Origin of the sequence: Labrenzia sp. CP4 (assembly GCF_001579905.1) — a bacterium.
GTDB lineage: Bacteria > Pseudomonadota > Alphaproteobacteria > Rhizobiales > Stappiaceae > Roseibium > Roseibium algicola.
The window spans coordinates 401,082-426,214 of sequence record NZ_CP011927.1 but is presented as its reverse complement, the minus strand read 5'-3'; the positions used below and the strand labels follow the sequence as shown (position 1 = coordinate 426,214).

Annotated in this window: 25 protein-coding genes and 1 tRNA gene; 13 read left to right on the top strand and 13 right to left on the bottom strand. The window is 59.8% G+C overall.

All coding sequences use genetic code 11. The annotated features are described in order from the left end of the window. Window positions 1–3: 3 nt before the first annotated feature. On the bottom strand, window positions 4–789 hold the full coding sequence (locus ACP90_RS02070) for an alpha/beta hydrolase (protein ID WP_062486417.1): 786 nt from the start codon (window positions 787–789) through the stop codon (window positions 4–6). An 86-nt stretch (window positions 790–875) separates the two neighbouring features. On the opposite strand from ACP90_RS02070, the gene ACP90_RS02065 reads away from it, so the two are divergent. Beyond that, entirely contained in the window at window positions 876–2,051 is a 1,176-nt protein-coding gene (locus tag ACP90_RS02065; protein WP_353612648.1) for a glycosyltransferase family 4 protein, read from the top strand. Between the two features lie 2 nt (window positions 2,052–2,053). On the opposite strand, the gene ACP90_RS02060 is transcribed toward ACP90_RS02065, so the two are convergent. From ACP90_RS02060 to ACP90_RS02045, 4 genes are all read right to left on the bottom strand, one after another. Next, on the bottom strand, window positions 2,054–4,018 hold the full coding sequence (locus ACP90_RS02060) for a methyl-accepting chemotaxis protein (RefSeq protein ID WP_062486410.1): 1,965 nt from the start codon (window positions 4,016–4,018) through the stop codon (window positions 2,054–2,056). A 431-nt stretch (window positions 4,019–4,449) separates the two neighbouring features. Next, window positions 4,450–4,986: an RNA 2',3'-cyclic phosphodiesterase gene (thpR, locus tag ACP90_RS02055; protein WP_023002705.1), complete on the bottom strand. Its 537-nt coding sequence runs from the start codon at window positions 4,984–4,986 to the stop codon at window positions 4,450–4,452. A gap of 200 nt (window positions 4,987–5,186) precedes the next feature. Beyond that, window positions 5,187–6,239 (bottom strand): NADP(H)-dependent aldo-keto reductase, encoded by a 1,053-nt coding sequence (locus ACP90_RS02050; protein ID WP_062486407.1) that lies wholly within the window; start codon window positions 6,237–6,239, stop codon window positions 5,187–5,189. 78 nt (window positions 6,240–6,317) lie between these two features. Next, window positions 6,318–6,944 (bottom strand): arylesterase, encoded by a 627-nt coding sequence (locus ACP90_RS02045; RefSeq protein ID WP_031270103.1) that lies wholly within the window; start codon window positions 6,942–6,944, stop codon window positions 6,318–6,320. A gap of 122 nt (window positions 6,945–7,066) precedes the next feature. On the opposite strand from ACP90_RS02045, the gene ACP90_RS02040 reads away from it, so the two are divergent. From ACP90_RS02040 to ACP90_RS02025, 4 genes are all read left to right on the top strand, one after another. Continuing rightward, window positions 7,067–7,777 carry an ABC transporter ATP-binding protein gene (locus tag ACP90_RS02040; RefSeq protein WP_023002702.1) on the top strand — a complete coding sequence of 237 codons (711 nt, stop codon included), beginning with the start codon at window positions 7,067–7,069 and terminating at the stop codon, window positions 7,775–7,777. Continuing rightward, a complete protein-coding gene (locus ACP90_RS02035) occupies window positions 7,774–10,356 on the top strand; it encodes an ABC transporter permease (protein ID WP_208993432.1) in 2,583 nt (860 codons plus the stop codon). The genes ACP90_RS02040 and ACP90_RS02035 overlap by 4 nt, the downstream gene beginning before the upstream one ends. A 329-nt stretch (window positions 10,357–10,685) precedes the next feature. Beyond that, entirely contained in the window at window positions 10,686–11,459 is a 774-nt protein-coding gene (locus tag ACP90_RS02030) for a hypothetical protein (protein WP_023002699.1), read from the top strand. A 182-nt stretch (window positions 11,460–11,641) separates the two neighbouring features. Next, entirely contained in the window at window positions 11,642–12,424 is a 783-nt protein-coding gene (locus tag ACP90_RS02025) for a Bax inhibitor-1/YccA family protein (RefSeq protein ID WP_023002698.1), read from the top strand. Window positions 12,425–12,739: 315 nt separating this feature from the next. Here ACP90_RS02025 and ACP90_RS02020 read toward each other — a convergent pair whose 3' ends face one another. Continuing rightward, window positions 12,740–13,129 (bottom strand): DUF2794 domain-containing protein, encoded by a 390-nt coding sequence (locus ACP90_RS02020; RefSeq protein ID WP_062486404.1) that lies wholly within the window; start codon window positions 13,127–13,129, stop codon window positions 12,740–12,742. 464 nt (window positions 13,130–13,593) lie between these two features. Next, on the bottom strand, window positions 13,594–14,991 hold the full coding sequence (locus tag ACP90_RS02015; protein WP_082809639.1) for a PLP-dependent aminotransferase family protein: 1,398 nt from the start codon (window positions 14,989–14,991) through the stop codon (window positions 13,594–13,596). A 126-nt stretch (window positions 14,992–15,117) separates the two neighbouring features. Between ACP90_RS02015 and dctP the strand changes: the two genes are divergently transcribed. The 5 genes from dctP to ACP90_RS01990 all read left to right on the top strand — a co-directional run bounded on the left by dctP (window position 15,118) and on the right by ACP90_RS01990 (window position 20,035). Continuing rightward, complete coding sequence (dctP, locus tag ACP90_RS02010) at window positions 15,118–16,149, top strand: TRAP transporter substrate-binding protein DctP (protein WP_023002693.1); 1,032 nt, start codon at window positions 15,118–15,120, stop codon at window positions 16,147–16,149. Between the two features lie 83 nt (window positions 16,150–16,232). Next, entirely contained in the window at window positions 16,233–16,739 is a 507-nt protein-coding gene (locus ACP90_RS02005; RefSeq protein ID WP_208992231.1) for a TRAP transporter small permease subunit, read from the top strand. Continuing rightward, window positions 16,736–18,049: a TRAP transporter large permease subunit gene (locus ACP90_RS02000; protein ID WP_031270102.1), complete on the top strand. Its 1,314-nt coding sequence runs from the start codon at window positions 16,736–16,738 to the stop codon at window positions 18,047–18,049. The genes ACP90_RS02005 and ACP90_RS02000 overlap by 4 nt, the downstream gene beginning before the upstream one ends. 17 nt (window positions 18,050–18,066) lie before the next feature. Further along, entirely contained in the window at window positions 18,067–19,350 is a 1,284-nt protein-coding gene (locus ACP90_RS01995) for a hydroxymethylglutaryl-CoA reductase, degradative (protein WP_023002690.1), read from the top strand. 166 nt (window positions 19,351–19,516) lie between these two features. Then, window positions 19,517–20,035, top strand: coding sequence for a GNAT family N-acetyltransferase (locus ACP90_RS01990; protein ID WP_023002689.1), 519 nt, complete (start codon window positions 19,517–19,519; stop codon window positions 20,033–20,035). Between the two features lie 16 nt (window positions 20,036–20,051). Here ACP90_RS01990 and ACP90_RS01985 read toward each other — a convergent pair whose 3' ends face one another. Further along, window positions 20,052–20,618 (bottom strand): hypothetical protein, encoded by a 567-nt coding sequence (locus ACP90_RS01985; protein ID WP_062486400.1) that lies wholly within the window; start codon window positions 20,616–20,618, stop codon window positions 20,052–20,054. Between the two features lie 134 nt (window positions 20,619–20,752). On the opposite strand from ACP90_RS01985, the gene ppa reads away from it, so the two are divergent. After that, a complete protein-coding gene (ppa, locus tag ACP90_RS01980) occupies window positions 20,753–21,292 on the top strand; it encodes an inorganic diphosphatase (protein ID WP_023002687.1) in 540 nt (179 codons plus the stop codon). Between the two features lie 80 nt (window positions 21,293–21,372). On the opposite strand, the gene ACP90_RS01975 is transcribed toward ppa, so the two are convergent. Genes ACP90_RS01975 through ACP90_RS01960 form a run of 4 tightly spaced genes read right to left on the bottom strand, consistent with a single transcriptional unit; the run spans window position 21,373 to window position 23,216 of the window. Beyond that, window positions 21,373–21,807, bottom strand: coding sequence for a metallopeptidase family protein (locus ACP90_RS01975; RefSeq protein ID WP_031270101.1), 435 nt, complete (start codon window positions 21,805–21,807; stop codon window positions 21,373–21,375). 27 nt (window positions 21,808–21,834) lie between these two features. Beyond that, entirely contained in the window at window positions 21,835–22,101 is a 267-nt protein-coding gene (locus tag ACP90_RS01970) for a hypothetical protein (RefSeq protein ID WP_023002685.1), read from the bottom strand. Next, on the bottom strand, window positions 22,098–22,622 hold the full coding sequence (locus ACP90_RS01965) for a disulfide bond formation protein B (RefSeq protein WP_062486397.1): 525 nt from the start codon (window positions 22,620–22,622) through the stop codon (window positions 22,098–22,100). The genes ACP90_RS01970 and ACP90_RS01965 overlap by 4 nt, the downstream gene beginning before the upstream one ends. 15 nt (window positions 22,623–22,637) lie before the next feature. After that, on the bottom strand, window positions 22,638–23,216 hold the full coding sequence (locus ACP90_RS01960) for a YqaA family protein (RefSeq protein ID WP_055659975.1): 579 nt from the start codon (window positions 23,214–23,216) through the stop codon (window positions 22,638–22,640). A 209-nt stretch (window positions 23,217–23,425) separates the two neighbouring features. On the opposite strand from ACP90_RS01960, the gene ACP90_RS01955 reads away from it, so the two are divergent. Then, window positions 23,426–24,103 (top strand): hypothetical protein, encoded by a 678-nt coding sequence (locus tag ACP90_RS01955; protein WP_062486394.1) that lies wholly within the window; start codon window positions 23,426–23,428, stop codon window positions 24,101–24,103. A 76-nt stretch (window positions 24,104–24,179) separates the two neighbouring features. Here the strand turns inward: ACP90_RS01955 and ACP90_RS01950 are convergent. Then, window positions 24,180–24,264: transfer RNA gene (locus ACP90_RS01950), tRNA-Leu, on the bottom strand. Window positions 24,265–24,520: 256 nt separating this feature from the next. Between ACP90_RS01950 and ACP90_RS01945 the strand changes: the two genes are divergently transcribed. Continuing rightward, the gene (locus ACP90_RS01945) at window positions 24,521–25,015 is read left to right on the top strand and encodes a cupin domain-containing protein (RefSeq protein ID WP_062486391.1); all 495 of its coding nucleotides are present in this window, start codon (window positions 24,521–24,523) and stop codon (window positions 25,013–25,015) included. Window positions 25,016–25,133 lie beyond the last annotated feature (118 nt).

The following is a 25,133-nucleotide window of genomic DNA, read 5'->3' as shown; positions in this document are numbered from 1 at the left end:
TCCCTATCGGGCCGACATGTCCGCAACGGCCCGCAACAGAAGATCGATGTCCTCTGGCCGGGACAGACGATGATCGCCATCCGGCACCAGCGAAAAAGTGACATCGTCCAGCGGCAAGGCCTCAACCAGGCGGCGTGCATGACTTTCCGGCACATCCGGGTCCTGCGCGCCCTGCAGGATCGTAACGGGAGCACCGAGATGAAGCGGCGTCCCGAAAAGTAGGTGATTGCGGCCATCTTCGATCAGCTTGCGCGTGATCACATAGGGCGCATCGCTATAGGCTGAAGGCTGTTCCCAGCGGCCATCGGCAAGAATAGCGGCACGGATCTCATCGCTGAAGCGCTGCTTCCACATCAGCTCTTCGGTAAAATCAACCGCGGGAGCAATCAGAACCAGCCCCTTGATACGGCCAGTGTCCTTGCGGGCGAGCGCCAGCAACAAGGCGAGCCACCCGCCCATGGAGGAGCCGACCAATACGGTTTCGCCCGGGCAACAAGCATCGAAAACGGCAAGCGCTTCCTCCAGCCAGTCGGAAACACAGGCATCTTCGAAATCACCGCCCGACAGGCCATGGCCGGAATAGTCGAACCGCACCACACCCTGCCCGTTTCGTGCCCCCTCCTCGGCCAATGCCTCGGCTTTTGTCCCGGACATGTCCGACTTGAACCCGGACAACCACAAGATGCCGGGTAACGAACTTGCCCCGGAACCCGGCGCGTTCCGCACGGCAATCCGGCGTTTCACGTCGTTTTTTCCGATCTGGATGAATTGCGGTTCGGAATCACCCATATTAAGGCTCTCGTTCTGATAGATGTTTTCTGTTCATGCCATTTGGCACAGACGCCCCGCCTTGACCAGTTCACCGGAGATCCGATTTGGTTCATCTGCCTTCTGAGACCACGATTTTGCAAGTGATCCCGGATCTCAACTCCGGTGGCGCCGAGCGCACGACGCTGGACGTTGCCAAAGCGGTGGTGGAAGCCGGCGGAAAGGCTCTCGTCGCAAGCCAGGGCGGCCAGATGGTGCCGGAACTGGAAGCCCTTGGCGCGGAACACATTGTGCTGCCCGTCAAGTCGAAGAACCCGGCGACCCTCTGGAAGAATGCAGCCAGGCTGGCGGAGATCGTGACCACACGCAAGGTCAGCCTGCTTCACGCTCGCAGCCGGGCCCCGGCATGGTCGTGCCTTTGGGCCGCACGGCGCACCCGAACCCCTTTCGTGACCACCTACCACGGCACCTATAACCAGTCGAATGCGCTGAAGGGCTGGTACAATTCGGTCATGGCACGCGGGGATGCGGTGATTGCCAATTCGCATTTCATATCCGGGCTGATCGAAGACCGGCACCCGTTCGCAAAAGGCAAGATCACCGTCATCCAGCGCGGATCCGATCTGAAAGGCCTGCTACCCGACAATGTCAGCGCTCTGCGGCTGCAGGCATTGAAGGACCAGTGGGGCATCCCGATGGGACGCCCGATTCTTCTCAACATGGCCCGGCTGACCGCCTGGAAGGGACAGCGTGTCGTGATCGAGGCGATGGCGCTTCTGCAAGACAGGCTGCCGTCCGACCCGATCGCCATTCTGGCGGGCGATGCCCAGGGTCGCGATGGTTATCTGGCGGAGTTGAAAAAGTTGATTGCCGACAACGGACTGCAGGACAAGGTCCGGATCGTCGGTCACTGTGCCGACGTCCCCGCCGCCATGGCATTGGCCGATATTGCGATTGTTGCTTCTGTCGAACCGGAAGCCTTCGGCAGGGCGGCAGTCGAAGCACAGGCCGCAAGGGTGCCTGTAATCGTCTCCAACCTCGGAGCGGTACCTGAAACCGTCCTCTCCCCGCCCGATGCGGCCGAAAGCGAACGCACCGGCTGGCGGGTGGCACCGGGCGACCCTCAGGCTCTGGCGGATGCCATTGTCCGTGTGTTGGGCCAGGACGTGGACGAGAAAAACAAAATGGCGGACCGGGCTCTCGCCCATGTCCGCCAGAATTTCTCGGTCGAAACCATGTGCGCCCGCACGCTCGGTGTTTATGCCGGCCTGCTGGGCGCCTGATCTCAGCCGGCGCGTACGCGTGCCAGGAAGCCGTCGACCTCGGCCTGAAGCGCCCGGGCATTGCTTGCAAGTGTGCCGGAGGCCGCCTGCAGCTCTTCCGCCGCATGCCCCGACTGGGTGGCTGCTTCGCTGACGCTGCTGATGTTGCGGGTCACATCGCGTGTACCGGTGGAAGCTTCGTGCACATTGCGCGCGATCTCGGTGGTTGCCGCGCCCTGCTCTTCGACAGCCGCCGCGATCCCGCCGGCAATCTCGTTGATCTCGAAGATCGTCTTGGTGATGCCGTCGATAGCAGAGACCGCGTCACGGGTCGCCGACTGGACACCGGAAATCTGCAGGGAGATTTCCTCGGTCGCCTTGGTCGTCTGGCTGGCCAGTTCCTTCACTTCCGACGCAACGACGGCAAATCCCTTGCCGGCCTCGCCCGCACGGGCCGCTTCGATTGTGGCATTGAGCGCCAGAAGATTGGTCTGCTCCGCGATATCGGAAATAAGCTTCACCACTTCACCGATCCGCGAGGCGGCTTCGGCAAGTCCCTGCACCTGGTCGTTGGTCTTCTTGGCTTCCGCCGTTGCCGTGGAAGCAACATTTGAAGACTGGGCGACCTGTCGGGAAATTTCAGAAACCGTCGACGACAGCTCTTCGGCTGCGGAGGCAACGGTCTGAACGTTGGCAGATGCCTGCTCGGCTGCCGCGGCAACGTTCGAGGATTGTTGCTGGGTCTGCTCGGCGGTGGCGCTCATGGAACTTGCGCTCGATTCCAGCTGGGACGACGAGGACGATACCGCCTGGACGATTTCACCAACGGAGCTTTCGAAACTGTCGGCAAGCTCCATCATCATCCGCTTCTGCTCGGCGGCGGTTCTTGCTGCCTGTTCCTTCTGCTCCGCTTCCAGTTCGCGGGTCCGGACGGCATTGGCGCGGAAAACCTCCACGGCGCGGGCCATGCTCCCGATCTCGCTCTTGCGGTCGGTGTACTGGACGTCGATGTCGATGGATCCGCCAGCGAGCGTTCCCATGGTTCCGGTAAGCGTTTTCACCGGCCTGGTAATGCTGCGGCCGATCAGCCAGCCAAGCCCGATAGACAGCACCAATGCGATGGCGGAAACGGTCAGGAATGTTGTTTTGGAGAAGGCCTGGGCAGTGTCCAGCGCTTCCCCGGCAGCCAGCTTGCCCGCATAGGCAGCTTCAGACATCACCGCCCATTCCGGAGCGACCTGGGCGTAGATTGCTTCGATCTCGACCAGGTCGGCAGCGATCTTCAGGGACAAGTCGGCATAAGCCTTGAAGGAGGCCTGGTAAGTGTCCAGCAGCTTGCCGATTTCAGCCTGCTCTGCGTCGGACAACCCGCTTTTCGGCAGCAGATCGGCGAATTCGGCCCGCCGTTCGCTGATCCTGCCGACGTATTTCTCGTCACCGCGCAGCATGAAATCTTTTTCATGACGGCGCATCATCAGCATCTTGACGGTCAATGAGTCCAGATTGGCGGCATCCAGCTTGCTTTCCACGTCATGGACGGCAGTGCGCAGAGACCCCTGCAGCCCGGTGCTTTCGTCGAGCCCCATACGGGTAAGCTCTTCGGTCAGAACATCGAACTTGGCCTTGTGCTGATCCAGCACGCTGCGAAGCGTCGCGATGTTGCCCGTGATGGAAGCCGATTGCGGCTTCGTATCGACATCATTCAGGTTGCTCTGGGCTTTCTCGAACTCGGCCTTGTATTCCTCGACGAAGGCAAGGTCCTTGTTCAGAAGAAAGTCCTTCTGGCTACGTTGCATGTTCTGGGCATGAGCCTGAACCTGCGACACCTTGAAGTCCATTTGCGAGTATTCAGCCAGATTGTCGATTTCGTGCGACACGATTTGCTGGCTGTAAAGCGCCGTGCCAAGCAATACGCCAATGGCAACCACGGCGATCGCGGACAGCGCTCCGACACGCACCGCGATGGGCAAATCTGCAAAGAACTTCATAATGGTCTCGTTTTTTTGGGGCAGCTCATGTCGAGCCTTGCACAGTGTGCCCACAAAACGCTCAAGCCATTAATTTTCCTTTACGCAACTTGAATACTGAGCCAACTAAACTTCCAAACCATAGGTTTATACTTTAAGTCACTCAACCATTCAGAGAATTCATTCAACTTATTATTTAGGCAAAACAGCCTTTTTCACTGCTCCTGAATACCGGCCTGCCCAAAAACCGCACAGTTTCGCGGGGCCTTCCTGTCACTTTTGACCATCACAAAAGGAACGCAGACGCCAGCGTGCGTCATTTTTTCGCGTCGGGTCGGTGTAATCTTTTTCAGGGTTTCAGCCAAAAGCGACCCGAAACCGGCAAAGGTTTGGGTTCGTTCTGCCGGCGCGCAAACCCTCTGGTCTCGCTGCACGCCACCAGAACACGGGCGTCACGCTGCCAGCGGATACGCCTCTTCCACCAGATAGGGGCCGCCACCGACACTTGATTTCGCCGAGAACAGCACAAAACGTCCGGCAATGAAGGGCTGTGCCTGGAAGTTGCCGCGCTCGCTCAGCCACTTGGCCACGTCCTCGTTTGTCGAGGTCCTGCAACGGGCAAGGGTCACATGCGGAACATACTTGCGCCGCTCGGCCGGCAGATGCAGACGCTGGATGATGCGTTCCTGCTCGGCCTGCAATTCGGCAAGTTGAGCGGTCGGCTCAACCCGGGCCCAGACTGCATGCGGCTTGCCGTTGCCGAAAGAACCAAGACCGTTGAGGCGGATTTCCACCGGATCCCTGCGTACACGATCGAGCGCGGCGGCGATCTCGTCGGCCGTACGGTCATCGATGTCGCCAATGAAGCGCAAGGTGATGTGGTAGTTCTCCGGATCAATCCAGCGGGCGCCCCGAAGGCCTCCCCGGAGCATCGAAAGCATGAGTGCCGTCTGGGACGGAATCTCAAGGCCTGTAAAAAGGCGCGGCATGGGTGTTCCCTCCGCTGTCGCTGATGAATCCCATGAGGAATCAACTTCATGAAAATCGCAAGACAAAAAGCTAAGTTTTTGAGCGCGTTCAAAAATTCAGCGCCGCACTCAAATGAATACCGGGCTGGTTCATAACCAGCCCGGCCTCCGATCTGCAGATGATTCTCTAAAAAGATTTATCGATCAGGAAGTTACGCCAGTTACGGCGCCGGATTGCCGAATTCCTGATGCAGCGCATCGATTTTCTCCAGAACATCGGCACTCAGCGTAACGTCCGCAGCTCCGATGTCGGTATCCAGCTGCTCAATGGTCGTCGCACCCAGGATGACCGAGGTCATGAAAGACCGCGACATGGCAAAGGCAAGTGCCATCTGCGACGGATCAAGCCCCGCCTCCTGCGCCAGGTCCAGATAGGCATCGACCGCCTCGATGGTGCGCGGATGCTCATAGCGCTGCAGGCGGTTGAACAGCGTCTTGCGGGCACCTGCCGGAAGGGCGCCATTGCGGTATTTGCCCGTCAGATATCCCTGGGCCAGTGCCGAATATCCCAGAAGACCGACATCTTCCCGGCGGGCAACTTCCGCAAGGCCGGTTTCGAAGGTCCGGTTGACCAGGGAATAGGCGTTCTGGATCGAGACCACCCGCGGCACGTCATACATCTCGGACGCCGCAACGTAGCGCATCGTGCCCCAGGCACTTTCGTTGGAGACACCGACGTGACGGATTTTGCCGGCCTTGACCAGATCCCCAAGGATTTCCAGCGTCGACTGGATGCTGTTTTCGTCCGGAGCCGGTTCGACATCCGCCCAGCGCGTCGGGTTTGAACCGAAACCGCCGACGTTCCGGTCCGGCCAGTGGATCTGGTAGAGGTCGATATAGTCTGTTTCCAGGTTCTTCAGGCTGCGGTCGACCGCAAATTCGATCTCTTCGCGAACCAGTTTCGCCTTCGCACCATTTTCACGGAACCAGTCCATGTCGGTCCGCCCGACCACCTTGGTGGCCATGACGATCTTGTCCCGCATGCCGGTTTTCTTGAACCACGTGCCGACGATGCGCTCGGTCCGGCCCTGGGTCTCTTTCTTCGGCGGGATCGGATAGAGTTCTGCCGCGTCGAAGAAATTGATGCCCTTTTCCACGGCGTGGTCCATCTGGGCGTGACCTTCCGCCTCGGAGTTCTGCTCCCCGAAGGTCATGGTACCGAGGCAAAGGGCGCTGACCTGTATATCCGTGCGGCCAAGACGGCGCTTTTCCATAAGACTATCCTTCAAATTTTGAAAACGGGGCGTCCCGGAAGCCGGATCGGCTTCCACCCCAGGTCCAGAGCAAAGCCCCTAGGATCGGGCTTTGGCCAAAAGCTCTTCCACTTTCGGCAGAATGTTTTCGACGATGACTTCCACCCCTTTGGCGTTGGGATGCATACCGTCGGAAAGGTTGAGATCGGGATTGAGGGCGGCACCCTCGAGGAAGAAGGGATAAAACAACGCATCGTGCGCCTTGGCAACATCGGAGTAGATCGGATCGAATGCCTCGGCATATTCCGGCCCAAGATTGCGCGGGGCCAGCATGCCCGCGACAAGCACGGCAACACCGCGTTCCGTCAGGCGTCGGACGATTTCGTCGATATTCTTGCGCGTCAGCTCCGGAGAGATCCCCCGCAACGCGTCGTTTGCTCCGAGCTCCACGATGACTGCACTGGTGTCCGGCCCCACCGACCAGTCCAGCCGCGACAGCCCGCCGCTTGACGTGTCGCCAGACACGCCGGCATTGACGACCTCGACCGATTGCCCCTTCGCATCAAGCGCTTTCTGGAGCTGATCCGTGAAGCCCTCTCCTGCCGACAGTTGATAGCCGGCGGACAGACTGTCCCCCAGCACCACCAGTTTCAGATCGGCCGACTGGGCGGCCATTGGCAGGAAAGACAGGATGATTATCGTCAGGCAGGCAATAAACCGGTTCACGTGAACACTCTTTTGGGACTGGAAGACGCTCTTCAACAGGCCCATATGGTCGCAGAGCGTCCAATTGTCGAGGGCTTGTGACTGTCAGGAAGACGATCAACGCCCATTGTAAAGGCCAGAGAATGACAAATTCGCCCGCGATCGCCCTGAAAGACGTCCACCTGACCCTCGGCGAAGGCGCCGGGCGGGTGCATATCCTGAAGGGGATCGACCTTCAGATCGAGAAGGGGGCCTCCGTCGGCCTTGTCGGCCCGTCAGGGTCCGGAAAATCGACATTGCTGATGGTCATGGCGGGGCTGGAACGCGCTGATGAAGGCTCGGTCAACGTGGCCGGATCCGAACTCGGCCCCCTGTCCGAAGACCAGCTGGCCCGGTTTCGCGGCCGCAATGTCGGGATCATTTTCCAGTCATTTCACCTTGTTCCCAACATGACCGCTTTGGAAAACGTGGCCGTGCCGCTGGAACTTGCTGGGGATACCGCCGCCTTCGACAAGGCCAAGGCGGAGCTGGATGCCGTCGGGCTCGGACACCGCATGCACCACTACCCGGCGCAACTGTCCGGCGGCGAACAGCAGCGCGTCGCCGTGGCAAGGGCACTGGTCGTCGAACCCGCGATCCTGATCGCAGACGAACCGACTGGCAACCTCGATGAAAGCACCGGCGCACAGATTGTCGACCTGATGTTCACCGCCCAGAAGAACCGGGGCACGACGCTGGTTCTGGTCACCCACGACCCGAGCCTTGCCGCCCGCTGCGACCGCATGATCCGCGTTCGCTCCGGAGAAATCGAAGAAGAAACGTCTGACCGCGCCCGCCGCGAGGTGTCTGCATGAGCGCGTTTGTCCCGGGCAACGCACCGGCAAACCACCAGACGATGCGCCTTGCAGCCCGGTTCGCCTTTCGTGAACTGCGCGGCGGCCTCAAGGGTTTCTACATTTTCATTGCCTGTATCGCGCTCGGCGTAGCGGCAATCGCAGGCGTCACGTCTGTCTCACGGGCTCTGACAGAAGGGATTTCGCGCGAAGGTCAGTCCATCCTGGGCGGTGATCTCGATTTTTCCCTGATCCACCGGCAGGCCGACGCCGATCAACTTGCCTATCTGAACGGCCTTGGTGACCTGTCCCGCGTTGCGACCACGCGGGCCATGGCAAGAAGACCGGAGACCGGCGATCAGGCATTGGTAGAGCTGAAAGCCGTCGACGGTCCCTATCCCCTTTATGGCACATTTGAACTTGCCTCCGGAAAGGCCTTGGAAACGGCCCTGGCCCGGAAAGACGGGACCTGGGGCGCCGTTGTGGACCCTTCTCTTCTGGCGCGGCTTGGCGCGAATGTTGGCGATACGCTGTCCCTCGGACGAGCCACCATCCGAATTGCCGACACAATTGCAAACGAACCGGACAAACTGGCCGGGGGCATGGAATTCGGTCCGCGCCTTCTGATTTCCGATGCCGCCCTGCCTGAAACCGGCCTGATCCAGCCCGGCAGCTTGGTCCGCTGGCATTACCGCGTTCGAATGGCCCCGGCTCCCAACCTGGAAGCAATGGAAGGGATCGTCGAAGAGGCCAAATCCGCCCAACCCGACGCGGGATGGCGTATCCGCTCCCGCGCCAATGCGTCCCCGGGCCTTCAACGCAGCATTGATCGCTTCGCACAATTCCTGACACTGGTCGGCCTGACCGCGCTGGTGGTTGGCGGTGTTGGCGTGGCCAATGCCATCCGCGCCTATCTGGAAACCAAGCGTGAGGTTATCGCTAGCTTCAAGTGCCTGGGCTCGACGGGCGGCTTCGTCTTCAAGATCTATCTGGTTCAAATGCTGGTGCTTGCGCTGCTCGGCATCGTCGTCGGCCTTGTGCTGGGTGCCCTGATCCCCTTTGCCGCGGCTGCCGCACTGGCGCCGGTTCTACCGGTCAAGCTCGCGGCCAGCATCTATCCGACCGAGCTTGCCCTTGGCCTCGTCTACGGCCTCCTGACCGCTCTCGCCTTTGCAATCTGGCCGTTGGGGCGGGCTCATGACGTACCGCCGACAGCCCTTTTCCGGGATATCGTGACCGGCGGCGCCAAGCTGCCGCGCAAACGCTACCTGTTTGCCACCGCGGCAACAGTGCTTGCCCTTGCCGCCATCGCCATTCTGCTTGCCCACGACCAGCGCATGGCCGGCACCTACATCGCCGCATCCGCCGGTGCGTTCGTTTTGCTGGTGCTGGTCGCACGCGCGATCATGGCCATAGCCAGGCGCCTGCCCAGTGTCCGCTCGACCGAGCTCAGGCTGGCGATTGCAAACATTCACCGTCCCGGAGCGCTGACCCCGTCAGTCGTGTTGTCGCTCGGACTTGGCCTGTCGCTGCTGGTAGCCCTTGCCCTCATCGACGGAAACCTGCGGCGCGAGCTGACCGCAACCATTGCCGACAAGGCTCCGAGCTTCTTCTTCATCGATATCCAGAGCCATGAACGCGATGCCTTCGAGGCCTTGCTGAATGCTGAAGCATCCGACGCCAACCTGCAAAGCGTCCCGATGCTGCGCGGACGCATTGTCTCGCTGAACGGTATTGCAGCCGACAAGTTCGTCCCCGCCCAGGAAGGCTCCGGCTGGGTGCTGCGCGGTGACCGCGGCATTACCTATGACGCAAGCTTGCCCAAGAACTCGAAGCTGGAAGAAGGCTCCTGGTGGCCGGAGGACTACACCGGCATTCCGCTGGTGTCCTTCGATGAAGAGGCCGCCACCGATCTCGGTCTCAAGATCGGAGACCGGATCACGGTCAATGTGCTCGGCAGGGAAATCACGGCGGAAATTGCCAACACACGTACAGTAGAATGGCAGTCCCTTGCGATCAATTTCGTGATGGTGTTTTCGCCGAATACTTTTGCCGGTGCCCCGCATGCCCATCTGATGACCCTTGGCTGGGACGATGATGTGTCGGAAGAGACGGAACTTGCCTTGTTGAAGACTGTCTCGAACGCCTTTCCGACAGTGACGGCAATCCGGGTGAAGGACGCGATCTCTCAGGTCAACGATCTGGTGGCACAGCTTGCCTGGGCCATCCGCGGCGCAAGCTCGATCACGCTGATCGCCAGCGTTCTGGTTCTGGCAGGTGCACTTGCCGCCGGTCATCGCAGCCGGATCTACGATGCGGTCATTCTGAAAACCATTGGTGCGACACGGGCTCGCCTGATCTTCGCCTATGCACTCGAATACGCCATTCTGGGCCTTGCAACGGCGGTGTTCGCCCTGCTGGCCGGAGGGGTCGCCGCCTGGTACGTGATAACGCAGATCATGGATGGGTCATTTGTGATGATGCCGGTGACCGCAGCAGGTGCCGCGCTGATCGCGCTGGTGCTGACGGTGGGTTTCGGCCTCATCGGCACATGGCGGGTGCTGGGTGAAAAGCCCGCACCTGTCCTGCGAAATCTCTAGCGCAAAATGCGGTCAGCTGCTGTAGCGGCCAACGTGCGCACAGGAAATAGCTGGTCAAAGGACGTTTGCCGGCTTCCGTCGCACCTCCTTTGATCAGCAAGGCTATTTCCGGCGAACCGGTAGACTTCCGAAAACAAGATCCAACGAATTCTTGACGAGCGCTGATCTATTTCGATCCGGCGCCCACAGCTCTTGGCAAACTTCGTTCAGGAAAAAATCCTGAAATACAACCAAATCGCGACAAACTTCAGCTCCACACAACTTGCATACTGAATTGATCTTGGCTATCCGGTTCAGCTCCGGGCAGTTTGTTAAGAAGGGGCCATTCCATGTTCAAGTTTCTCCCGAAAATTCGTTTGAAGACCATTGCCGGGGCTGCAGCCCTGTCCGCAGTTGCCGCTATGGCTTTCGCCCCTGCCGCGTCGGCGGAAAGCCCGTTTCATACCGGGGTCTGGCAGTTGAACACGCCGGAAGGCCCGCGCGGCCTCGTCGTCAGTGACTGGCTGGTCTTCGAAAACGGCTTGCCGAAGCGCTGGCTCTATCGCCGGGCCGGCACCAACGACGCCAACCAGTTCGATTTCTTCACCCGTTCGATGAACGATTCCGGCTATACGCCGGTCGGCATCCGGGTGTACCGGACCGGCGACAATGCGATGAAATACACGCTGGCGCCCAAGGGCGAGGATCCGATCGAGGTTTCCGCCGTCCGTCTTTCCATCCCGAATTTCGAGAACTCCTGCCTTTCCGTCGAGAAAAAAGGCAAGCGCTTCTACGGTAACTGGGTCGGCACTGAAGGCTCCAAGCTGAAGAAACTGAACGTGTCGAAAAACCGGCTGACCATCGACGGCGAAGCGCGCAAGGTATCGATTGCGGAAGTCCGCGTCGGCCGCATGGGCATCACCGAAAATGGCAAGCCGATCGCTTTCCTCACCGATGCCGGCGGCGACTATGCGGTTCTGCAGTGGTTCAAACCCGGTGTGACTGTCGAGCAGATGCAGGATCCGGAAAAGGAAATCCTCGATTTCGCGTCGGAAGAAATCGTTCGCAACCCCGGCGGCACCTGCGACCGGCAGATCGAATCCCGACTGAAAGCCATGAAATAATACGACTGAATCTGAGCCTGTTTTTAAGGATAGGTTCAAATAATACGTCCTGAGCGCAAAGATTACGAATTTTTCATCGAATTCGACTTGTGCTCGGGATAGGCTTTTCCCATATGTTGAGGGAGTTGTGTTGCATGCGCGATTGCATGCGCACGTCTATCTAGAAGGGGATTTTTACGACCATGTCGACCTATGACCGTCAATCTCAAGGCGCGTATACCGTCGCCGGCGCACGCGCCGAGGCCGGCATCGATCAGGGCCTGCGCTCCTACATGCTGGGCGTCTATAACTACATGACCATCGGCCTTGCGCTGACCGGCTTTCTTGCGCTGGCAACGGTCATGCTTGCAACGACCACCGATCCGAACTCTGCTGTCGCCAGCCTTGGCAACGGCCGCATGCTCACCCAGCTGGGTGTTGCCATCTACGGCAGCCCGCTGAAATGGGTTGTCATGCTCGCACCGCTCGGAATGGTGTTCTGGCTGTCCTTCCGCATTCAGTCCATGAGTGCCGGCGCAGCGCGGACCCTTTTCCTGGTCTACGCATCCGTAATGGGTATCTCCCTGTCCTCGATCTTCCTGGTCTACACCCCGGGCTCGATCGCTCAGGTCTTCTTCATCACCGCCGGTACCTTCGGCGCGCTGAGCCTGTTCGGCTACACCACGAAGAAGGACCTGTCCGGCTGGGGCTCGTTCCTGTTCATCGGCCTGATCGGTATCGTGATCGCGTCGCTGGTCAACATCTTCATGGCATCTTCCGCCCTGCAGTTCGCCATCTCCGTGATCGGTGTTCTGGTGTTCGCCGGCCTGACCGCCTACGACACCCAGCAGATCAAGGAAATGTACTACGAAGGCGACAGCGGTGAAGTCGCTACGAAGAAGTCCGTCATGGGCGCGCTGCGTCTGTACCTCGACTTCATCAACCTGTTCATCATGCTGCTGCAGCTGTTCGGCAACCGCGACTAAGCGCAGCCAAACTGAACAAACGGAAAAGCCCGGCCTTGTGCCGGGCTTTTTTGTGGCCGCACGAATGTCCGACACATCGCTTGCCTACACTTGCGTCAATGGGCGTCAACGCCAGCCTTGCGCAAATCAATGGAATGAAGCGGCAGAACACTGCGCTGCCAGGCTTGGCCGAACCAATCGTCTGGTCCGCGGCCGGCGGGTAACCGACCAGCATCAGCCGGTCATTGACGCGACCATCAAGGAAATGCCTGTGACCGGATCAACGCAGGGCAAATGAACCACATCCGGTCATCAGCTGACTGACCGTATGCCTGGTCAGGCGTCGACCACCCGAAGATGTTTTTTCTTCTCCAGAACCCTCAGCACCTGCGCCAGATCGTGGCCACGCTTCAGGATCATGCCCCCGGTCGCCACGACCGAATATGTGCCCTGGCGGCGGGCCAGTTTCGGGTCCTTCTCGATCCTGTAAAGCGGCATTTCGGAAGATCTGCGAAACACGGAGAAGATTGCCCGGTCCTTCAGGAGGTCGATGGCATAGTCCCGCCACTCGCCGTCGGCGACCATGCGCCCGTAGAGCCTCAGGATGACATCGAGTTCGCGCCTGTTGAATGCAACAATGGGTTTGGGAGGGGGAGCCGGTTGATGTTGTGGCGACGGGCTTGCACCCGCACCACGCTGAAACGCACTGTCGTCGGCTTCGCTCATTCCGCCTCCATTCCGTTCGCGGTTTCGCTGCTGACAGGTAACCGACAAGAGAATCGTCGGGAGACGCCTGTCACCTGGCTGTCATGATGCGTCTTCTTTAGCCATTCTGGCAAGCCCGCAACGTCATATTGACAGACAGAGGTCTGAAACCAGAGTAATTTTGCCAATAAGTTTTACGGGAAGAAGTGCAAAAACGAACGCAACGGCACTTTGCCAAGAAAGAATGCATAAATTTCCTTGATTTTGCCGCATTCCAGCCCTTGGCCAGCCATTTTAGACACCCATATTAGGATCATACCCTGATGGGTATGGCCCGTAGAAGCCGCGGAATGCATTAGCCCCCCAGCCCCCCGGGGTTTTTACTGGCCAACCAGATTTAGTGAGTCAAACATCAGGGCAACTGAAGGGCCGGCATTATGCCGGCCCTTTTCATTTGTGGACTTGCCTGTTTATCTGCTTTCAAACTACTTCAGAAAATCCCTGAGGAACGACAGGAACCGCGCATCGGTTCCATAGGCCACATTGACCCGCATTGCCGGCTTCTGCCGGGTCTCCCGGTTCGGATAGAAGACGGCGCCCGGTGCAATGAAGATGCTTTGCTTGCTGGCTGCGGCGCATAGTTCCCTTTCATCCACATCATCGGGAAACTCCACCCAGAGATAGAACCCGGGTATGGAGCACTCACGCACAGACAACCCGATCGCCTCCAGTGTCCCGAAGGATGCCTTGTAGGCGTCTTCCACCCGGCTCCTGAGACGCCGCAGATGTCTCAGATAATGGCCGGCCTGCATCAGATTGAACACGAAGCGTTCGACGTGGTCGGATGAATTGACCACCGTCAGCATCTTGATATCGGCAAGCTGGCGGATGATGTCCGGATTTCCAGCCACGTAACCGCATCTGAGACTGGCCGACAGTGTCTTGGAAAAAGTACCGAGATAAAGCACCCGCTCCAGCTGGTCCAGCGCTGCCAGCCTTGGCAGCGTGGCCGGAAGAATATCGGCAAGCGCATCGTTTTCAACCAGGAGAAACCCCCAGCGCTCGGCAAGCTGCATCAACCCGAATGACCGCGAAGGTGACAGGGAACCGCCGGTCGGATTGTGGCCGTGCGACTGGGTGACAAACATCTTCGGCCGGTAAAGAGCGAGTTTGGCGGTCAGGTCTTCCAGGTCCGGACCGTCCCTGTCACGCCGGATACCGACAATCTGCACCTTGGCGAAGGTCAGCTTGGAAAAGAGCGGATAATAGCCCGGCTCATCGACAAAAACCGTATCGCCAGGCTCCGTCAGATGCCGGATGATCAAATCCAGGCCATGGTTGACGCCATGGGTCAAAAGAAGCCCTTGCGGATCGGCCGGGATCGACCGCTCCAGCAACTGCATCCGCAGCCGGTCCCTCAGCGGGCCATATCCCCACGAACTGCCGTAGCCGAATTCGATCGCTTCGGGAAAAGGCGTCTTGGCGTTGGCGAAATGGCGGCGCAGCTCCGCTCCCTCCATCCACGACGGCGGCGGGCGTCCGTCTCCCGGACGCACTTCATAATGCTGTTCCAGCTGCTCCCGCAGCAACGACATGCCGTCAACCGCAGCCGTGACATGTGGCGCTGGCGGGGTCTTGGAAGCCGATCCGACCTGTGACATGTAGTATCCGGAGCCGGCCCGCGCTTCCAGTAGCCCTCGGGCGACCAGCCGGTCGTAAGCTTCCGCCATCGTGTTTTTCGAAACGCCGTTCTCCCGCGCGGCCTGACGAATGGAAGGCAACCGCTCAAACGTCTTGTACGCCCCTGCCTCCAGCATCAGCGCGACTTTCTCGACGATCTGATCGACGCGAGACAGTTTCCGACCGCTACCCGTAACCCTCATTGTCCCTCAAAATTTACTGGGACAGTGCTGCCCATAAATCCAACAACTGTCCCTTGATTGTCCCAATCAATTTTATGACAGTTTGCCCATTACGCCAGCAAATGGCAATTTCCTTGGGAGGGAAAAATGACCAAAGTAAGTAGACGCAGCCTTCTTGCAGGTGCAGCCGTTGGCGGCACCGCCCTCGCAGCACCGATTGCGGCCAAGGCACAAGATGCGGTTGAGTGGCGCATGCAGGCTCTCTGGGACGCCGGAACCACACCTTTCGAATTCGAGAAGAAGTTTGTCGAGCGCGTCAGCGAACTGACCGACGGCAACTTCAAGATCACGCTGTTCTCCGCCGGCCAGCTCGTGCCTGCCAACCAGGCATTCGATGCCGTTCGCGCCGGCGCCTTCCAGCTGATGAAGACCTTCGACGGCTACGAAGCCGGCAAGATCCCGGCATTTGCCTTCACGTCCACCATCCCGTTCGGCTTCCCCGAGTCCGACCAGTATGAAGCCTGGTTTTACGAAAAGGGTGGTCTGGATCTCGCCCGCGAAGCCTATGCAAGGGCCGGTCTCTTCTACATTGCCCCCACCGTCTATGGCGAAGAGCCGATCCACTCGACCGTCAAGATGGAAACCATCGCCGACATGGCCGGCAAGAAGGGCCGCTTTGTCGGGCTCGCTTCCGCGGTCATGGCCGACCAGGGCGTTTCCGTGACCCCGCTGCCGACGGCGGAAGTCTATACGGCGCTTGAAAAAGGCCTGATCGATTTTGCCGACCGCGGCGATCTCACCGCCAACTACGAAGCAGGCCTTGGCGAAGTCGCCAAGTTCATCATCCTGCCGGGCGTGCACCAGCCGACCACCGCCACCAGCTATGTCGCCAACCAGGGCGCCTATGACGCGCTGCCGGACGACTACAAGGCAGCGCTTGCTGTTGCCGCTCGGGAGATCTCCGGATCGCTGCGCCAGCACATCATGGTGCAGAATGTCGATGTCCTGAAGAAATACGGCGAACAAGGCGTCGAGATCATCCAGCTCGACCCGGCCGATGTCGCGGCCAACCGGTCCAAGGCTGTCGAGTCCTGGAAAAAGGCTACCAAGGAAGACGATCTGGCGAATCGCGTGCTCGCGAGCCAGATTGAGTTCATGACAGCTCTCGGGCTGATCTGACCCTTCCTCCCACCGGACGGTAGACGGCACCTCCCTGCCGTCTGCCGTCCGGTCGTCCTTTCGATCGGCAAATGCTCAGCTTCATGAAATCCGTCAGTTCCATCGTCACCGGCGTCAACCGGTTGTTCTTCCTCCTTGCGGCGGCGCTCATCTTCGCGGTGGTGCCGATACTGCTTTTCGAAGTGGTCGCAAGATACCTGTTCGATGCGCCGACGGTGTGGGCCATGGAAGCCAGCACGTTGATCTTCGGTCCGCATTTCATGCTGGCCGGACCTTACCTTCTGCACCTGAAGGGCCACGTCGCCGTCGACATCTTCAGCGAAAAACTGACGGGATTGCCAAAAGTGGTTCTCGACGTGTTCTCCTATGCCGTCATTGCTGTCTTTGCAGGCGTTTTTGCCTGGGTCAGTTGGCCGCTTGCAATCAACGCCTACTCCCTCGGCGAAACCAGCTTTTCCGCTTGGAACCCACCCGTCTGGTGGCTGAAATTCGTCGTGCCGCTTTCCTTTGCGCTCCTGTTTTTGCAGGCCCTTGTTGAAGCCTACAACGCAACGCGCCCGGCGCAGGAACAGACGGGAGCAAGCGCATGAGCTCCGAATTCGTTCTTGCCATCATGTTCGCCAGCCTTGTGGGCCTGCTGCTCACCGGCCTGCCGCTTGCCTTCACGCTTGGCGCACTTGCGCTCGTTTTCACGCTAACGCTGTGGGGGCCTGCCGCCCTCTCCGTGACCGTCCTCAACCTCTACTCCACCATGACGTCGGAATCGCTCCTCGCGATCCCGCTTTATGTGATGATGGCCAGCATCCTTCAGCGTTCCGGTGTTATCGAAAGCCTTTACCGGGCCATGGAACTCTGGTCGCGGCGGTTGCCGGGTGGCCTGGCGGTGGGCACCATCGCCATCTGCACGATCATCGCCGCCATGACGGGCATCGTCGGTGCCGCGGTTGCTGCCATGGGCATGCTGGCCCTGCCCTCCATGCTGAAGCGCAAATATAGTCCGGAGCTCGCGATCGGGACGATCTGCGCCGGCGGAACGCTCGGCATCCTGATCCCGCCCTCGGTGATCACCATCGTCTATGCCGTGACCGCACAGGCCTCTATCGGCCAGATGTTCATCGCCGGCGTGGTGCCGGGCCTGCTGCTCGCCTCGCTCTATATCGGCTATATCGTTCTGCGGTCCGCACTCAACCCGTCCATCGCCCCGCGTCCGGACAACGACGCCCCGGCCACCTGGGAAGAGCGCATTGCCTCGCTGAAATCCCTCATCCTGCCGCTGCTGATCATCGTCGGCGTCCTGGGCACGATCTACATGGGTATCGCAACACCCACGGAAGCAGCCGCCGTCGGCGTCTTCCTGGCGTTCCTGTCGTCGCTCATCGAGCGCCGGTTCGGCTGGGAGCTCATATCCGGTGTTGCCCTCGACGTGGTCAAGGTGACGGCCATGATCCTCTGGATCACCATCGGTGCGCGGGCCTTCGTGGCAATCTTCACCGGCACCGGCGGCGCGGACTTCCTCCTGTCGTTCATTCAGGATCTCGATGCCAACCGCTGGATCGTTCTCGCCATCATGCTGGGCATTCTGTTCTTCCTCGGCATGTTCCTGGACGAAATGGGCATCATCCTCTTGTGCGTGCCCGTCTTCCTGCCGGTGATCGACTTCCTCGAGTTCGACCGGCTCTGGTTCGGCATCCTGTTCCTCGTTTCGGCGCAGATGGCCTACATCTCCCCGCCCTTCGGCTACACGCTCTTCTACATGAAGGGCGTCCTGCCCGCCGGCATCGGCATGGGCACGGTCTACCGTGCCATCGTTCCCTTCATCCTGCTGCAAGCCATCGGTATCTTCATCTGCGCCCTGTTTCCGGAGCTGGTGTTGTGGCTGCCGCAATCCATGATCAATTGACAGACAGGTTTCCCCCGATGAGTGACGTCACTTCGTCCCGTATTGAAGGTTTTCACAAGCTGGACCCGGCCGGCCGGCTCCAGGCGGTCCAGCGCCAGGCGAATCTCGACAACAAGTCCGTTTCCGACCTAGTGGAAGCGGCATCCGGAAACATCGAACTGGCCGACCGCCTTGTTGAAAACGCCATTTCTTCCATGTCCATTCCTGTCGGTATCGCGACCAACATGACCGTGGACGGACGGGACGTTCTGGTGCCGATGGCCAGCGAGGAATCCTCCGTCATCGCCGCCGTGTGCAACTCGGCCAAGCGCTGCCGGCCGACCGGTGGCTTCAAGACCTCCACAAGCGGCCCGCTGATGGCAGCCCAGATCCAGCTTCTGGGCGCCAGCGACCCTGAAAACGTCCGCCTGCAGGTTTTTGAACGCATCGATGACATCCGCACCATCTGCGAAGAGATCGATCCGCTTCTGGTGAAGCTCGGCGGCGGCTTCCGTGACCTCGACATAAGGGTCATCGACACTGCCGAAGGACCGATGACCATCGTTCACATCATCGTCGACACGCGCGATGCGATGGGCGCCAACGCCGTCAACAGCATGGCCGAGGCCCTTGCACCCAAGCTGGAGGAATGGACCGGCGCCCGCAGTCTCCTGCGGATCCTGACCAACCTCGCCGACCGCCGCGTGGCACGCGTGCGGGCTGTCTGGCCACTGGAGGAAATCGGAGGCGAAAAGGTTCGGGACGACATGCTGTCGGCCTATCACTTTGCCGATGCCGACCCCTATCGGGCAGCCACCCATAACAAGGGCATCATGAACGGCATCAGCGCGGTGGTTCTGGCAACCGGCAACGATACCAGAGCCGTGGAGGCAGGTGCCCATGCCTTCGCGTCGAAAGACGGCCGCTACCGCTCGATGTCCCGCTGGGAAAAGGACGGCGACGGCAATCTTGTGGGCATCCTGGAACTGCCGATGGCTGTCGGACTGGTCGGTGGCGCAACCAAGATCCACCCCACCGCGCAGGCCAACCTGAAAATTCTCGGCGTGACCACGGCAGACGAACTGGCCCGGATCATCGTTGCCGTCGGCCTGGCGCAGAATTTCGGTGCATTGCGCGCGCTTGCCACCACCGGCATCCAGAAAGGCCACATGGCCCTGCACGCCCAGAACGTTGCCCTGATGGTGGGCGCGACCGGCGAGGAAATCGACCTAGTGGCAAATGAGCTGAAATCGCTTGGCAAGGTGCGGCAGGATCTGGCCGAGGAAATTCTCGCCCGGCTGCGGCAGGGCGCCAACGCCTGAGGCCTTTTGACAAGGTTCGACCGGAGGGGTCTCGGCACTATTACCGTGTTGCCCCTCCGGCCGATCAACTCCCGGATGCCGAACGCAATGAAATCGGCATAATTGGCGTTTCTACGACGCGATTGCCTCTTTTCCGTCGGATTGCTTGTTGTATCTTTCTAAAAGCATGACAACCGACCTGATAGATCTGCGCGCGGCACGGACCGCCGATTGTGAGGCACTCGCCGGCATCCATAGCGAAGCCTGGCTGGGCGCCTATCGCGGCGTCTTGCACGGTGTCGACCTTCAGAAGATGATTTCGCGCCGAGGCAGCAGCTGGTGGCGCGGTGCCCTTGCCAGGGGCGTCGACATCAAGATCCTCAGCATCGCCGAAATTCCCGCCGGTTACGCGACCTATGGGCCGTGCCGACTGAGGGACACCGGCATGGATGGCGAAATCTACGAGCTTTACCTGAAGCCGGAATATCAGGGCCTCGGGTTCGGCCGGGCCCTTTTCCAGAATGTGCGGGAAACGCTGTCGGCGAAGAGCATGCCCGGTGTCGCGGTGCAGGTCCTGAGCGCCAACGAGCCCGCGCGCTCATTCTACAAGGCAGTCGGTGGCAAGCTTGCGGCAAAGTCCTGGTACAGGATCGGCGGCCGCAGGCTGGAGCTCAGCATCTACGCCTGGCCGCAAATCAGCACCTGAGCCACAGGGCACTTGCCTAGTAGAGAATTCCGGGATTGCCGATGATCTGCGGCGGCTGCGTGCAGTCGAAAGAACCTGCCAGGGTATCGGCGGCCTGGCGCGCCAAATCGTTGGCGTTCTTGTTGGCCTGGGCATCGATCCGGGCAATCTGGCAGGTGCCGCCGCCGGGCTGCAATTGGGTCACGATCAGCACGCTGCCGGTCTTGGACCCCTCGTCGAGGCTCGGAAACCAGCGCAGGATGGTCGCGAACGGAACACCGCCCCTGAGGCGCCATTCCAGCGTTTCGTTGACCGTGTTGAAATTGGGCAGGGTCTGGCCTGCCGCGGGCTCATTGGCGGCGTCGGGACCGAAGGAGACGAACATGCGCAGGTCGCCCTCGGCAACATAGACACCCTCTCCCTTGTAGCCGGGGCACTGCCAGGCACCGCCGAAGGTGCCTTCTTCCTCGTCCCCGGCTTCTATCAGCGGGCAGCTGTCCAGCAGGATCTTGGTATAGGCACTGTCGATCGACGCTGCCCCTGCGGCCTGCAGAGACACAAGCAATCCGCCGAGCATCAAAAGGGAAACAGTAAGCCGTTTCATAAATCTATCTCCTCCAGAGCCTGCCGCGCGAATAGACGCATGTTAATCAATTAGGTGCAATGCAAAAATAAAGGACTTGAACTTCTTCGGCGGGATTGCGATAGACGCAGCAACGAATAACAGGAGTTTCCTAAATGCGTATCGACGCTGTGCCGATTGGCAAGAATCCGCCGGAAGACATCAACGTCATTATCGAGGTCTCCGTTGGCGGCGAGCCGATCAAATACGAGATGGATAAAGAAGCCGGTGCGATGTACGTCGACCGCTTCCTGTACACTCCGATGCGGTACCCGGGCAACTACGGCTTCGTTCCCCACACCCTGTGTGGCGATGGCGACCCGATCGACGTGATCGTGGTCAACCAGCGCCCGATCGTTCCGGGCGCCATCATGAGCTGCCGTCCGATCGGCGTTCTGCTGATGGAAGACGAATCCGGCCAGGATGAAAAGATCCTCGCGGTTCCGTCCCACAAGCTCAGCAAGCGCTACGACAACATCAACGACGTGACCGACCTTCCGGAAATCACCGTTGCCCAGGTGAAGCATTTCTTTGAACACTACAAGGATCTGGAGCCGGGCAAGTGGGTGAAGATCACCGGTGTTGAAGGTGTCGAATCCGCAAAGCGGCTGATCGTCGAATCGATCGCACGCGCCCAGAAGGAAGCCGCTGAATAAGCGCTTCCAAACGGACGAAAACAAAAAGGCCTCCCGAGTGTCGAAGACGCGGGAGGCCTTTTTCATTGCAAGGGTCAGAATTAGCGTTCTGCTGCCGCCTCGATGCGCTCCATATCCTGGTCGGACAGGCCGAAATGATGCCCGATCTCGTGGATCAGCACATGGGCAACCACATCGCCCAGCGTCTCGTCCATCGCGGCCCAGTAGTCAAGGATCGGCCGGCGGAAGAGCCAGATGCGATTGGGCATCTGCCCGGTCATCACGGTTTCTTCGCCTTCGCTCAGCCCCTGGCCTTCGAACAGGCCCAGAAGGTCGTGCGGATCCTCGATGCGAAGTTCATCCAGAACGTCGTCGGGCGCATAGTCCGCAAGGCTGATCTGCAGATGACCACAGCGCAGCAGAAGATCATCCGGAAGCCCGGAGAGGATCTCGCTCGCCATCGCCTCGAAGTCTTCCAGGTCAGGTGCTTTGCGTTCGGTCCAGCTGCTGTGGCTGACCGGCCGGACGGATGCCATATCGGTTCCTTTGACGGATCGGTTCATTCAGGTGTTGGGCAGTACGTAGGTGACCAGTAGATAAATCGCCAGTCCGATTGCGAACACAAGCCCGAGACCTCGGCCGATCCGGCTGCCCCAAACCTCGATCCGGTCGTCTTCGTCCTTGTCGGCGGCGCTCAGGTGATCCTTTGCCCGGTCAGCCATGCGGACGAAGGTAGAACCGGCAACGGTCTCACTCTCCGCATTCACCCGGTCGAGTGTGCGGAGCGCTTCATCGCGCAGTTTTTCCTTCGGGTGCTTGTTCTCGCTCATGCACCTACACTGGCCGTGTTGCCACGGCGTTTCAACCCGAAAGCGGCCAAAAGCGCCAGAAGAGCAAGCCCGCCGGATGCAACCGCGTTCCAGCCGGCAAAGGACAGGCCGAACATGCGCCAGCTAGCCTCGGTGCAGCTGACGACGCGCGTCGATTTCAACGCCTGCAGCATGTTGGCGGCAGACGTTGGCGTCGAGGTGCCGCCTCCGCAATCGCTCGGGCCGTCCCAGAACTGCCACTCGGCGCCGGACTGGTAGATACCGAGGCCGGAACCATAGGCAAACACGGTCGCAACGACCAGAAGCAGAGCCAACGCCAACCCGGTCCGCCTGGCCTGCATCAGGAAAAGCGCTAGCAAGGCCAGGGGAAGGCCGACGTAATAGGGAATGCGCTGCTCGAGGCACAACTTGCAGGGCACATAGCCGCCAATCAGCTGAAAGCCCCAGGCGGTCGCGATCGCCGCCAGGCCGCCCACCAGCAAGAGCCCCGTCAGATTGCGCGAAATCCGGTCGGCTGTCATCTCACCCTCTTATTGTCAGATATACCTAAGCACAACAAATCCGCCGACCAGCAGCACCACAAATATGGTGAACATGAGACCAAGCCGCTTTTCGATGAAATCGCGGATCGGCGGGCCGAACAGATAGAGCAATCCGGCGACGACAAAGAACCGGATCCCCCGAGAAACGATGCTCGCGGCAATGAACACCGGCAGACTGAGCCCCAATGCACCGGAGGCAATGGTGATCACCTTGTAGGGAAACGGCGTCAACCCGGCGATAAAGACGAACCACCAGCCATACTGATGATAGATGTCCTTGAACTCTTCGACGAACCCCATCTTGCCGTAGAAGGTCAGGATCGGCACCGCCACCTGCTCGAACAGGAACAGACCGATCAGATATCCCAGGATACCGCCGGCGACCGACGTCAGCGTGCACAGCAGCGCGTACCACCAGGCTTTCTCGCGCCGGGCAATTACCATCGGGATCAGCAGGATGTCCGGCGGGATCGGAAACACCGAGCTTTCGACAAAGGATACGGTGCCGAGTGCGGCAGGCGCACGCGGTCCGGCGGCAAGGGACAAGGTCCAGTCGTAGAGGCGTCTGATCATGGCGCTTCCCTTAGCCGCTGCGCTGCAAAAAGTCACCTAGGGAAATGCGCGCTGCCAGCAACACGTTGTCGCGTAGCCATCGGCACATACGATCCCAGCCTGATGTGAAACCACCTCAAAAACTCGCATCAAGACACAAGGCAGACTTTTCGCCCGTATCTGGTAGCATTGAAACCTCGCCAGGTTTCGCACGACGTTGGGAGGGGGACATGAACGGAACGGCCTCAAGCATCGCCAGACTGGCATTGGTTCTCGCGATGAGCGCGCCAGCTGCGGCACTTGCCCAGCAGGTCGAGCTGGAAGGATCGGTCAAGCTGACGCCTTTTGAAGCACAGGGCGTAACCCTGTCGACGATCTACACGGTGGATGCGGCGTTCGGCGCAAAACACGATGTCGAGGTTCCCGTACCGTTCAGCCTTGCCGCACCCCGGCGCGAGGCACAGCAAATTCTGGCCCAGGCGAAACCGGCCGGCGGCGGTCCGATCAAGATCTACTTCACCACCGATGACGAAACCAAGCGCATCTATTCGTCCCTGCAGATCGTCACCTACACCATGAAGACCGATGACCCGCAAAAGCGCCTCGAGGTGGGCGACTATGTTGCCATCGAGCTCTTGAAACAGCTCGGCACCACAGACGATACACGCCTGAATATCCGCCGCCAGATCACACTGGGTGATCTGCCTGCATCCGAAATCGTCGGCAACTTCATCAACAAGGAAGGCGACCAGCTCCTCGTGCGGCTGGTCGCGCTGGCAAAGCCCGACAGCCAGAGAGGCATCGTCGGCATTGCAATCGGCCACCCGCGTCAGGGCCGCATCAAGAAAGTGGAAGACATCTACCAGACCAGCGCTTCCCTGGCCTTCGACACGGTGACGCTGAAGTAGCTGGTTACCTGTGCGGGTGGGAGGCAAGCCTCGAACCACTCCGGCGCATTCCTGCAGCAATTCAAACCGCTGGAGATGGTGCCCCCCGCCGGAATCGAACCGGCACTCCCGAAGGAACCGGATTTTGAATCCGGCGCGTCTACCAGTTCCGCCAGGGGGGCAATCCGGTATCGGATTGGGTGCCTATCATGGGGCCTTGTCCGATGCAAGCGGTTCCAGCGCGCCGCGGCTTTCCGCCAGCAAGTACGCCGGGCGCCGTATTTGATCGAATTTGAGCTTCTCCCTTTACGCCCCCTTAACCCTGAGCTGCGATTTCGCCTGCCACACAGCCTCAGAGGGTGAAATCCGGCGCATATTTAAGCTGTTTGCAACTGCTGCTCGCGCAAGTGGACAGTCAGACAAGTTTGGGAGAAACGGATGACACTGGCTGGCGGCCTTCAAGAGGCGAAACGCACGAAAACTTCTGCTGTGAACGAAGCCGCTCGGCACGGGCAAGCCTTCACACAGTCCTTCGTTGACAAATCACAGTTGATGCCAGCGCCGATCCGAGCCGAATGGGTGCTTGAAGGCGACCCGAAAGCCATGTGCGCCGTGCTGGCCAGACACAAGTTCGGCTGGGGCGATGCCTGCCACTGGTCGTGCACTGCCGGCAAGTTCCGCTGGCACTACGGCTGGGATGAGTCGGTCATGTTTCTGGAAGGCGGAGTCCGGATCACCGACGAGGCCGGCCATGTCTATGAAGGCAAGCCCGGCGTGACCCTGTTCTTCCCGGCAGGCACCTCCGCCGTTTGGGAAGTGCCGACCTACATCCGCAAGCTCGCGTTCAATCAGAAGCCGGTTCCCTGGTATCTGCATTATCAGTCCCGCATCCTTGAGAGATTGAAAGGCGTCGGGAAGAAACTTTTCGGCTAAAATATCGGGCTCGCTTTCCCGAATGAGGTCTTGAAAGAAAGGCGCCCTGCGCCTTTCGGCGGGCGAATTTGTTAGCCTGCAAACAAAGGCGCAAATTGTGCGCTTTTTCTGGACAAGC